Annotated in this window: 10 protein-coding genes; all 10 read right to left on the minus strand. The window is 33.5% G+C overall.

All coding sequences use genetic code 11. The annotated features are described in order from the left end of the window. Positions 1 to 14 precede the first annotated feature (14 nt). Entirely contained in the window at positions 15 to 1214 is a 1200-nt protein-coding gene (locus DIZ80_12960) for a glycosyl transferase family 1 (protein ID RDH81026.1), read from the minus strand. 190 nt (positions 1215 to 1404) lie between these two features. Next, positions 1405 to 2787, minus strand: coding sequence for a hypothetical protein (locus DIZ80_12965; GenBank protein ID RDH81027.1), 1383 nt, complete (start codon positions 2785 to 2787; stop codon positions 1405 to 1407). Positions 2788 to 2807: 20 nt separating this feature from the next. Beyond that, positions 2808 to 4601, minus strand: a complete 1794-nt coding sequence (locus DIZ80_12970; protein RDH81028.1) for a hypothetical protein — start codon at positions 4599 to 4601, stop codon at positions 2808 to 2810. Further along, positions 4601 to 5308, minus strand: coding sequence for a hypothetical protein (locus DIZ80_12975; protein ID RDH81029.1), 708 nt, complete (start codon positions 5306 to 5308; stop codon positions 4601 to 4603). The genes DIZ80_12970 and DIZ80_12975 overlap by 1 nt, the downstream gene beginning before the upstream one ends. A 24-nt stretch (positions 5309 to 5332) precedes the next feature. Beyond that, on the minus strand, positions 5333 to 6250 hold the full coding sequence (locus DIZ80_12980) for a hypothetical protein (GenBank protein RDH81030.1): 918 nt from the start codon (positions 6248 to 6250) through the stop codon (positions 5333 to 5335). Next, positions 6243 to 7553, minus strand: coding sequence for a hypothetical protein (locus DIZ80_12985; protein RDH81031.1), 1311 nt, complete (start codon positions 7551 to 7553; stop codon positions 6243 to 6245). The genes DIZ80_12980 and DIZ80_12985 overlap by 8 nt, the downstream gene beginning before the upstream one ends. 55 nt (positions 7554 to 7608) lie before the next feature. Beyond that, positions 7609 to 8550 carry a GDP-fucose synthetase gene (locus tag DIZ80_12990; protein ID RDH81032.1) on the minus strand — a complete coding sequence of 314 codons (942 nt, stop codon included), beginning with the start codon at positions 8548 to 8550 and terminating at the stop codon, positions 7609 to 7611. Then, the gene (gene gmd / locus DIZ80_12995) at positions 8543 to 9631 is read right to left on the minus strand and encodes a GDP-mannose 4,6-dehydratase (protein ID RDH81033.1); all 1089 of its coding nucleotides are present in this window, start codon (positions 9629 to 9631) and stop codon (positions 8543 to 8545) included. Before gmd ends, DIZ80_12990 begins: the two co-directional genes overlap by 8 nt. A 117-nt stretch (positions 9632 to 9748) precedes the next feature. Then, positions 9749 to 11170, minus strand: coding sequence for a mannose-1-phosphate guanylyltransferase/mannose-6-phosphate isomerase (locus DIZ80_13000; protein ID RDH81034.1), 1422 nt, complete (start codon positions 11168 to 11170; stop codon positions 9749 to 9751). A gap of 57 nt (positions 11171 to 11227) precedes the next feature. Then, entirely contained in the window at positions 11228 to 12934 is a 1707-nt protein-coding gene (locus tag DIZ80_13005) for an adenylyltransferase (protein RDH81035.1), read from the minus strand. Positions 12935 to 12962 lie beyond the last annotated feature (28 nt).

Raw genomic sequence — 12962 nt, forward strand, 5'->3', positions numbered from 1 at the left:
TTTACCGTATATAATTAATGCTTAGAGTTTTTCATATCAGATATAGCATCATTGTAAATATCCATTAAAATTTTAAAGTTAATATCTTGTGAATATTTTTTGTCAAACACAGATCTTGCATTTAAAGCCAATCTGGTTCTTTTTGCAGTATCTGCAAGTAAACCTTTTATTTTTTCAACTAAATCTTTCTCGTTTTTAGGCTCAAATAAAACCCCTGTTTCTTCATCATCAATGATTTCTTGCAAGCTCCCAAGACAAGAAGCTATCACAGGTGTACCACATGAAAAAGCCTCTAACACTGACACTGGAAAACCTTCATAACATTCTGATGGAATAATTTGAAGGGAGGCTCTTTTGATAACCTCTAACAACTCCTGTTGAGAACAAAAACCTAAAAACTCTACATTACTCTTTTTAGCTCTAACTTCTTCCTCAAGACTCTCTCTTAAATGTCCATCACCAAGAACTTTTAACTTAACATTATTAATTTCAGACCAGGCGTGAATAAGTGTTTTAATACCTTTTTCCTCACTTAGCCGACCAACAAAAACAACATAATTTTCTTTTTCAACACATAATTCAGTATTAACTCCGAGAAAATTAGGTTTAATGGTCAATTTACTCTCTAAAAGAGCACCTCGAATAAATCTATCTTTCGCGAACTGAGTCAGTGCAATATAACGATTAACGTATTTATTGTATGCCCCATTAAATCTATTTCTAGCAATCATTAAAGCTAAGGGTAAAGTTGCTGTAATTGAATTACGGTAACACTTATGCTTAATAGATGGTGTAGGAAATTTTGAGCCATCTAGACATAATTCGCATGAATTTGCATTTCGTAACAGCATACCACCCGGACAAACTAGACGATAATTATGTAATGTTTGAACCACAGCTACATTATTATCATAACAAGCTTTATATACACTAGGTGAAAGTTGTGGAAATGTATTATGAAAATGCACAACATCTGGGGAGTGCTTTTTAATAAGACCTACTAATTCACTATAACTAGAAGATGACCAAATAGTATTGATAGCCGTATTAACACTATCAAAAATTGTAGATATCTTTACATCATCATTATATTTCTCATAAGGAATAACTTCTACTTTGTTTATTTCTAAAAGCTCTTTTTCACTCCTAAAAACTGAATCTTCACCACTAGGTGCACTAGACCTATAATAGCAATGGGCTAGTAATACTTTCATATAACTTCTACCAAATTTAAAACATTACTTCGTAACAAACTCAAATCAATAAGTATATTATAATATAACTACATAAAAACATGTCTTTTGTTAATAATAAAGCTCGCGGTACAATATCAAACTTTAAAAATATATTATATACAAAGCATACAATTTACCCATGTATTTCATATAAAATCGATATATTAACTTATCTCAGTCTCACACTATCAAATTTTTCATTTTGTCCACCAGTTTCTACTTTTTCTATTACATTATTTGGCTCTTTATCTTCATCACTTAAATGAATACTTGACGATATAGCGAGCCCGATAAGTGCATATACATAATGTCCAAATTCTGTAACATAATTTAAAGAATTGTCTGTAAACAAAGTAATCAGATAAAAACCAATTCCGCCGATTGCAATAGCTGAATACATTTTACTAACATTATTCTGTTTAGAAACTTTTAAGAGTTTAAGAATAATTTGTAACAGACCTAATAAATACAATACTAAACCAATAACACCCAAATCTAGATACAATCTCAAATATTCTGAATGAAGCTCTAAAGACTTAAACTCCTTATCCATCAGCATATCTAATGAACCAACCCCACCCCCAATAAAACCGTTGGACTCTTCATAATGCTCTAAAACTTTTGACCAGAGAAATATTCGACCTGAAGTATCAAAGTTCTTTTCAAATTTTTCAGGACTTTCAATTGCTTCTGAAAAGTCAAACTCATCGGCATTATAAAACATTCTGTCTCTAAACTTATCCACAGTAAAAAGCATTAATATAAAACCAAATACAACAACTAATGGAAACACATATTTAACAAATTTATTTTTAATTAAAATAAACATGCATATACCACTTGCAAAAACCAAACCTGCCATTGATATTCTGGTAAAAGCAGCAAAAACAATAGCAGCTAGCACTAAGAAGACAATGAGATATTTTGTTTGCCTATAGTAAAAATAGTTACCTATGGAAAATATTGCGCCTATTGAGATAAAAAAAGAAAAATTAGCTGGACTCATGTATGGCGCGGTAAAAACACCTAAAGGAATCCATTTATATTTAACTTTATCCCCACCTATTGCCCCTCCAGATGCAAAATTTATTATAGCCAGTAGTATTACAACTATGACACATGCCAATAAAACCTTTTCAACATTTTGAAAATCTTTTTTTGATTTAATTGATCCCACTACAGCCATATACAATAAGAAAGGAGATATTATTTTGACTGTAAATCTTAAGCCATATATAAAACTATCACTCCATGTCAGTGAAAATAAAACATATATTATGAAAAGCGCATAAAATTTAAATTTAAATAAAGCCCTTAACATCATGCCATCAGAAAACATAATAATAAAAGCTAAAGCACCCACTATGAAAAATAAAAATGCTGCCTGAGGTGCCAAACCACCCAAAAAACCCAAAAGAATCAGGTCAGGCATAAAAGTCGTTAAAGGAATACCTCCAATAAATAATACATATAACACCAATTTTTTAGACGATGTAAACGTAAAATAACTTAGTGGTACTAAAAAAATAAGTAAACTTAAATATCCAATCATTTAAATTATCCAATAGCTGCTTAATCAGGCCATTTGGTTTTGACATTATGTTTAAATAGCTTATTTTTAAACAATGAATGAAGTTCATCCGTAACTTTTGAATAAGGGTAAAAGGCAACCCCACTATCCCACTTACTCCTTGAAAACCTTACTAGCTTTTCCACTTTATTAGAAGCACGAGTTGAAACAACTTTTCCATCTTTCTCAGAAACGCCCATAAGAACCACAACTTTCTCTGGGTCATCAACCTCACGCTTAACCAGATCAACATTCATAAAATCAAAATCACTTTTATAATTCATAGTATAAATCACATCAATTAAGCCTTTATTTAACCACTTTATTGCATTTCTACCCTGCCTTGATTGGCCCAGGAACAATGGTTTTGGGTGGGCATCTACACTAATAATTACTTTTGGTTTAATAGAGCGTATATTTTTAGATAATCTAATTACGATATCATCTATAGGATTATTTACAAAATCCTGTACATTATTATTCCAGGCATGATTACCGTCAATATCTTTTATTTCTGAAAGCAGTGCTTTATTATACTTTTTCAGAAACTTATTTTTAGACTTTATACTTTTAGATATTCCCATAGTTCTAATATAATCAAGATTTACACCATCCACATCGTATCTTTTTACTAAATCAGTAATGAACTCAACTATAAAATCTCTAAACTTGATATTTTGAACATCAAATGCTTTTGGTGGCGTACCTTTATCATAAAAATTTTTAAGAAATTTCTTTGATCTGTAAGTTACAGTTACCCAGGGGTGAACCTCAATACCAAACTCATGTGCTACTTCAATCAAGTACCTTAAAGGTTCTCCTTTCCCCTTGTAACTAGCAAATGGAGCTACGTTAGAATTAAATCTTGCACCATCACCATACCATACACACGGAATATAAACATTAATACCAGATTCATATAATTTTTTAACTGTTTTTAAAGCCTGCTCTCTAGTCTGCCAGGACGCAGGATAGCTATCAAACATAACACGATTTTCAGGTGCCTTTTCATCATGAGCGATCGTTCCTTTATTTTCATTCAAAAAAGCATGTTCAATATTGTCTATTTTATTTTTTGATATGCCAATACTTTTAAGAACTTCATTTTCAGATAATGTAACATTATATATTTTTACATCATCTATAACAGCATCAACCCATCGAGAAGCAAATAGGCTAGTACCTTTATCACACCCTATAATTAACTCATTAGCATAATTACCTGATCCAATTGTTTTTTCTCTACTAGATATTAATTTTCCATTTTTATATAAATTAATTTGTTTAGCAGTTTTATTCCACGTAACGGCCAAATTAACCCATTGATTTTTTTTGTATATAATTTTTCCATGTGTATGATTATATTTTTTATTATTGAATATAAAATACGTAAATTGACTACCCCCAGATTTCTCCCACCACCCATCACTTAGTACTAAATAACTACCATCACTCCACTTCATTGACATAAATGAGTGAGAAATTAACTTCCCATCATTATTTTTATAATAATCCCAATCTGGTTTTAACCACATTGAGAAACTTCCATTTTCAGACTCCAAAGTTTTTTTTAACTTTAGCGATATACACTCTTTTTTAAGAGCTAGCCCCTTACCTATCAGTCCATCTACATACCTTAAATCAGATTCATCACTATTATTTAAACTATTAAATTCATCTAGATTTTCCCCCCTGTCAAAATCTAACGTCATAATAGGTAATGGTATAGAAACTGCAGCTTCCGGTAGAACTAGCAGTAACAAATATATACACTTTTTGAGTATTCTTACAAACATTAGCTAGTTGTAATTCTTTCATACAACCTAGAGCATTCCATCAACAAATGAGTGTTTTCAGGCAATTCAAGCTGTTGTTTAAATTCTTGTTTAATATTTTTGCGACTATCTGATGGTCTTGCAACATGAGACTCCCTTAATCCACCTCCAGAATCCTCTATTTCCATGTCTTCAACTAATTTAAATATATTCTTTTCACTTTCTTTATTGTGATCAAACAACGAATATTCAGTTTTATATTTAATATTGACTTCATTTATAAATGAAGAAAAATCATTAGTTACTTGATTGAAATCTGCTATAACACAACCATCTATAATTGGTAATATAGATTGGTGATACCATATATATGTTTTCAGGGCATTTTTAAGAGAAATAGTTTCATCTCTTATTGCTAAGGATATAATTGCATCCATAGGCTTTCGTATTAGCAAGATAACGGGTAAGCCCGCTGCTACTGCAGACATAATTTGAGCAGGAGCATGAGTATGCCTTCCTATAACTACCTTTCTATTTTGTGAGTAATTAAAGGCAGCTACCGCAAATGTATTGGCTGACCTTGGATAACCTTCTATTACAATTTCTGTATCTTTATTCACTATTATATTTTTAAACTTAGACCGTTTACTCATTATCGCAATAAATAAACCAGGTCTGGTTCTAATATATTTATTAATAAATCGGCGTAACCACAAAAATCTAAACATATTCACCTCTACTATTTTTAAGCATTATAAATATCCATATTTTTTTAATCTAAAATATGTAAGAAGAGTTACAATATTATTATTTAATTTAGAAAGCCTAGAAACCCATTGATCATCCGATCTTAATTCTATGTCTCCCACCTTAAATCTCATAGGGTTGCCCGATACAGTATGATCTACAGCTAAATTTATTTTTCTTCCTTTAATGAAGGATAAATCTTTATTATGAAGACCTGCATCGGCTAATATATTTGAAATTGTACTTGTTGGTTCTTGCATGAAATCTTCATATTTAACCAACGAATAACTACACCTGCTTTTCATTATGTCCATCGAGTAATTCATTACATTCCATTGTAATGCAGTTTTATAAGCGGGTGTCACTGCCATATATTCATCTTTCCAGTGAATTTCTGGTCTTTTTTTCTTACGCAAACGCGAAAAAGCTACAGCTCTGCTATCTCGAACAAGGTGAATAACATGTAAATCTATATTATCTAAATTCATTAAATGCATTGCATAACTCGAGTTTTTTGATGAATCAATTATAAACTCGGGTGCAACTACATTTTCAATACTGCTATAAATAGTTTCAAGCGCAGCATGATATTCATTCATTTTTTTATTAAATTGAATATCTCTCAGAAAAGGAAACCAAATTTGTGGTATTTTTTTAAATCTATCTACATCACGAGATAGCTTATGAATTTGATTAGCATATTTTTTATCTAAATTAGAATCATCAACTATATTTTTCCATATATCACATTCGTTAAACTTATTACTACAGCCACATAACTGATTTTCTCCAAAGGATCTTAACCATATATTTCGAAGCTCACCTACACTAAAGCCACCTTCAACCTGACTTAAAACTCGGTCTAAAATAGTGCTCCCACTTCGACTATGAGCTGCTATATATAAAACTTTCTGTTTAGACACCTTTAATCACCTTTAGTGGATTTATAAAGGGTAATGTATATATATTCATAATTTTTTTCACTTTATATAATGAAATGATGTTTTGTATTGCCATGCTCAATGAAAATGATATAGCTGCGCCAACTAGGCCATATTCTGGAATTAAAACAATATTCATAACAATACATAAAAGCATTGTTATGAATAAGTTATTTCTCATTACCTTTTCATTTCCACTCATTATCAATAATATACCAACTGAACCAGTAATAATGTTCGCAAATTGACCAAAAACTAAAATCTGTAACACATTAGCATGATCTAAAAATTCACTACCAAATAATCCAAGAACAGTATCAGCGAATATAAAAATAATTAGACCAAAAGGCAAGGTAATGTACAAGAGTATTGTTGACGCACTTCTACACATATTTTCTAATGCGGAGTGGTTATTACTTTTATACATTTCAGCAATTTTTGGAGCTGTAATACTATTCACAGCCATCAAGAAAAAACCCATCAATGTAACTACCCTGATTGCCATACCTAGCACACCTACATCAGCCTCAGTTGAATATATGCCTAGCACTATAAATGACAACCAATTGATTGTCATTTGCATAACAGACACCCAGAACAGCGGAATACAACTATCTAGTATTTTTTTTGTTTCATATGTCTTATTAATACAAACATCTTTAGGTATTATTTTTTTCCATAAATACAATGATGCAAAGTACGTCAAAATTATTGACACTGTATACGCTATAACGACACCTAATACACTATATTTTGAGATCAATATCATAGCGCCTATAAGTGCTATGAGTGGCACAGATAAATTTAAAATAATGGTAGATTCTTTTATTCTCTTAAGGCCTTGAATGGCCTGAGCGTTTACTACACTAAGAGCTAAAGGTACGATAGAGATTGAGATCACTTCAAGATGAATGACCATTTCAGTAGAAGAGAACAAAATAACAGATAATGCTTCAGAGGTAAAAAAAACCCCCATGGCTGTAAATAATGAGAAAACAAAGGCAATTTGCATGCATTTTTTATGAGAACTTAATATTAGACCCCAATTATTATTATAAGATTCTTTCGCGACTATTCTTAATACTGTATTTTCTAGTCCAAATCTACCTATTACAGAACCAATAGTTAAAACTGTTAAGCCTAAAAAGAATATACCAGCACTTTCTGCTCCAAGCACTCTACCTAAATACAAATAAAACAAAAAAGTAACACCCGCTGATACTATTTTTATAACTAATGCAGAAGATGCCCCTTTTATTATCTCATTAATATGCTTATTAGCCATACATATTCCACATACATCTAAATTTATGCCTGTTACATATGCAACTTGACAGAAATTATTTCCTATACATTTCCTGATTACTTAAAAACCAGTCATATGTAGTTTTGACACCATCAATAAGCAGTACTTTAGCTTTCCATCCAGCTTGCTCTAACTTACTTACATCCAGTAACTTACGTGGAGTTCCATCAGGCTTAGTTGAATCAAATTTTAACTCACCTTCGAAGCCAACTGTCTTTTTAATTATTTCAGCTAGTTCCATAATTGATACATCTTCACCAACACCTACATTAATAAATTCTTCTCCATCATAATTATTCATCAGAAAAACTGAAGCATCCGCCATATCATCAACATGCAAAAATTCTCTTTTAGGTTTACCTGTGCCCCACACTTCAACTACTGACATGTTATTAATTTTAGCATCATGAAATTTACGTATTAATGCAGGCATTACATGTGAGTTTTCTAGATTAAAGTTATCACCTGGACCATACAAATTAGTCGGCATCAATGAAATAGCATTAAATCCATATTGTTTTTTATATGCCTGACACATTTTGATACCAGCAATTTTCGCTATCGCATACCATTCATTTGTCGACTCAAGCTCACCTGTCAATAAGTGTTCTTCTTTCATTGGCTGAGGTGAAAACTTTGGATAAATACATGATGAGCCTAAAAACAAAAGTTTTTTTGCCTTACTTCTATATGCAGAATCAATGACATTAGTCTGAATCTGTAAATTATCTCTTATAAAATCAGCAGGATATGTGTCATTAGCATGTATACCACCAACTTTAGCCGCTGCAAGGAAGACATAGTCAGGTTTTTCAGTTTCAAAAAACTGATTTACATCAGCCTGATTTGTAAGATCTAACTCATTACTCGTTCGAAATACAAAATTATTAAATCCATTTTTTTCTAAATTTCTAACAATTGCACTACCAACTAGTCCGCGGTGCCCCGCTACATATATTTTATCTTGATTATTCATAATAACGATTCGTTCTAAAACCTTCTTTTTCACACAGGGCATCACGTTTAGCAATCATAAGATCATGCTCAACCATTTCAGTAACCATTTCTTCTAATGTAATCTTAGGTACCCAACCAAGTTTTTCTTTTGCTTTTGTTGGGTCACCTAACAAAGTTTCTACTTCAGTGGGTCTGAAATATCTTGGATCAACTTCTACAAGGCACTTACCCGTAATTTTATCATAACCTTTTTCATCGGAACCCTCTCCTTTCCATTCCATTTCTATATCTACAGCTTTTGCGGCTTTATTTACAAAGTCTCTTACTGAATATTGAACACCTGTAGCAATAACAAAATCTTCTGCGTGATCTTGCTGAAGCATTAACCACTGCATTTCTACATAATCTTTTGCATGACCCCAATCACGCTTCGCACTCATATTTCCGAGAAATAATTTATCTTGCAAGCCGAGTTTAATTCGAGCAAAAGCACGGGTAATTTTTCTTGTAACAAAGGTTTCACCACGAATAGGTGACTCATGATTAAACAGAATTCCATTACAGGCATATAGACCATACGCTTCTCTGTAGTTAACAGTTATCCAGTATGCATAAAGTTTTGCCGCAGCATAAGGAGATCTTGGATAGAAAGGTGTTTTTTCTGTTTGTGGAGTTTCCTGCACTTCACCGTATAACTCTGATGTAGATGCCTGATAATAGCGTGTTTTCTTTTCCAGACCTGAGATCCTAATAGCATCCAATATTCTTAACGCACCTATACCTACCGTATCTGCAGTGTATTCTGGACTTTCAAATGAAACGGCTACGTGACTTTGAGCACCAAGATTGTATATTTCATCAGGCTCAATTTGCTGAATAATTCTTACTAGATTCATTGAATCATTCAAATCACCATAATGAAGAAAAAATCTCTGTTTATCTTCATGAGGATCCTGATACAGGTGATCTATACGATCGGTATTAAACGATGAAGCTCTACGTTTGATGCCATGAACTTCATAACCCTTATTTAACAGAAACTCAGCCAGATATGCACCATCCTGTCCTGTAATGCCCGTTATTAATGCTTTTTTAACCATTGTTATACCTAATTATTTAATATTAATCTGTTATCACGGACTTAAAGCAACTGCATGCTAAGTCTCTATTACATCCCATTTTTTATCAAAACAGGATTGGCCTACTACTTAATTGTCTTAATTTTTATCTTCTCTTCCATATACGTCATCAAACCTTACTATATCATCTTCACCAAGGTAACTACCTGTTTGAACTTCTATTAACTCTAGTGGAATCTTACCAGTGTTTTCGAGACGATGTTTTTCACCAAGAGGTATATAGGTTGACTCATTTTCTGACATTAAAAATACCTTGTCACCACATGTCACCCTTGCTGTTCCCTGCACAATTATCCAGTGCTCAGCCCTGTGATGATGAAGCTGCAATGACAACCGAGCACCCACGTTAACTGTAATACGTTTCACCTGAAAGCGCGAGTCATGATCAATGCATTCATACGCACCCCAGGGACGATAGGCCTTATGATGAATAATAGCCTCATCACGATTTGCATCTTTCAGTTGTTCCACAATCTCTTTTACATTCTGGGCTTTTTCTCTATGAGCAACTAAAATTGCATCCGCTGTTTCTACAACTACGAGATCATTTAAACCTACAGTTGTAACAAGCCTGCTATCAGCATGCACATATGTATTATTAGTATCTTCTAATACGACATCGCCATGGGTTACATTTCCCTTCGCATCTGAATCGCCAACTTCCCATAATGCAGACCATGAACCAATATCATTCCATTGCATATCAACGGGAATTACAGCTGCTTCACTGGTTTTTTCCATTACCGCATAATCAATTGAATCTGATGGACAATTTGCAAAGATATCCCGATCAAGTCGGATAAAATCCATATCCATCGCTGCAGTTTCAAGCGACTGCTTTGAACAGTTATACATATCATTATTATGTTTCTCAAGTTCCCGCAAATAAACAGAAGCTTTAAACATAAACATACCACTATTCCAGTAGTAGCTACCTTCATCAAGATAAGATTGAGCCGTGACTACATCTGGTTTTTCAACAAACTTATCTACACTAAAAACCTGATCATCTCCTGATTTAGAACCTGATTTTATATAACCATAACCTGTTTCCGGCGCATCTGGTATAATTCCAAATGTAACTAATTTGTTATCCATTGCAGCTTGGTAACCAGCCTGGACTGCCGAATGAAATGCTACTGTATTTCCTATAACATGATCAGCAGGTAAAACGAGTAACACCGGATCGTTTTCATTTTTTTGAGACTGTAAAGCTGATATAGCAACTGCTGGTGCAGTATTTTTTCCAAAGGGCTCAAGAATAATTGCTGATGGATTAATGCTCATTTCTCGCATCTGTTCCGCAATTGTAAATCTGTGTTCTTCATTACAGACGATAATGGGATCAGCGATATCCGTTATACCCGTTAAACGAGTAACCGTATCCTGAATCATGGTGTGATTAGACACCATACTGAGTAACTGCTTCGGGCGCATAGCTCGAGACAAAGGCCATAATCGAGTACCTGAACCACCTGAAAGTATTACTGGAATAATCATTACTTATCCTGTTTAATTTTTCTTAATTTTATTATATTCGTATTTTTATTTAAGACTTTAAGCAATATAACCTTCTTTAAATAAATAAAGCATTATTTTCTGCGCACATTCCACTGGAGTTTTTCCCATTGTATCTATTTTTATTTCGGGTTTAACTGGTTCTTCATATGGGTCACTTATGCCTGTAAAATTTTTAATAATACCTTTGCGTGCTTTTGCATACATCCCTTTTCTATCTCTGCCCTCACAGGTTTCTAATGATGTCGCCACATGTATTTCAATAAACGCCCCATACTGTTCAATCATGCTTCGCACTGATTCACGAGTATTTTCATAAGGTGCAATAGGTGCACATATTGCGACACCTCTATTCTTTGTTATCTCACTAGCTACATAACCGATGCGTTTTACATTTATATCACGATGCTCTTTAGAAAAGGTAAGTTCACTGGATAAATTTGTTCTAACCACATCACCATCAAGCAAAGTAACAGGCCTGTCACCCTGCTCTATAAATTTTGCATCAATTAGTTTAGCTAACGTTGATTTCCCTGAACCAGACAAACCCGTGAAAAATAAAGTAAGGCCTTTATGTTTACGCGACAACCTAACCTTACTTAGTTCGGATATCACTTCCGGGTATGAATACCAGTCTGGCACAGGCTGATCATGTTCTAGCGCCTGATTCAAATCTTTTTCACAGTAATTATGGGTTTCTAATTTTTCTTTTTCTGCAATTACACAGGGAACATATATTCTGCGTTCTTCTGAGTACCCCATTTCTTCAACCGGTACCATTTGTATATCTAGTTTGTTTTGAAATTCAGCAACCAGTTTTTGTGCCGAATAACGCTCATAAAAACGCCGGCTACCCGATCTAACCCCAGGAGGTGACGTATGCTCAGGCCCGATAATAAAATGAGAGCAACCATAATTCTGGCGAATAATCATATTATGAATTGCTTCACGAGGCCCCGCCATTCGCATAGCCTGTGGTACCAGTGATAACATGGCCAGGTATTTTGGGTAATATTGCATTATAGCCTGGTAACAATGCACTCGACTATAATAGGCAAGATCTCCCGGTTTACCCACACCAGAAAGTGGGTGAATTAAAACATTAGCTCCAATTGACTTGGCTGCATTTGTCGTTATTTCATAATGTACGCGATGCATCGGTTTACTAGTATGAAAAGCAACAACATTATCCCAGCCAGATTTTTTGAATTCACGGCGTAAAGCGTCTGGAGTGTGTCTAATAGATTCAAAATCATAATGAGTGGGTAACTGCATACCCCTGACTTCACCACCGATATAGTATTCTTTTACTTCCGAAATTAAGTACTGAACACCAGGGTGTGCCGAATCTATTGTGTTATATATTTTTTCCGCTTCTTTATTTTTATCAGCCTTCCAGACCGATCGAACATCCATAACCGCCAGCATGAAACCTTCTTCATCACATAGGCCTATCTGAGTATCTCCATCAAAGCCATCTAACTGTTCTTTTGATATATCCAGTGTAACGGGTAATGACCACAATAAAGAATTATTCAGAGTCATATTTTCAAGCACTGAATTATAATCTAATTCATTCATGAAACCATTTAATGGATTCATTGCACCATTCATAATCATTTCCAGATCACATAATTGACGCTGACTTAACGTCACTGTGCAATTAACCGGAATTTCTTTTTTTAATTGTTCACTTTCTTCTTCTGATAGAAGAGCTGAAAATAATTCGGTGCCGTAATATTTCATAGTATCTCTTTGTCAGTACCCTTTCAGG

The organism is endosymbiont of Galathealinum brachiosum (genome assembly GCA_003349885.1).
Classification (GTDB): Bacteria; Pseudomonadota; Gammaproteobacteria; order SZUA-229; family SZUA-229; genus SZUA-229.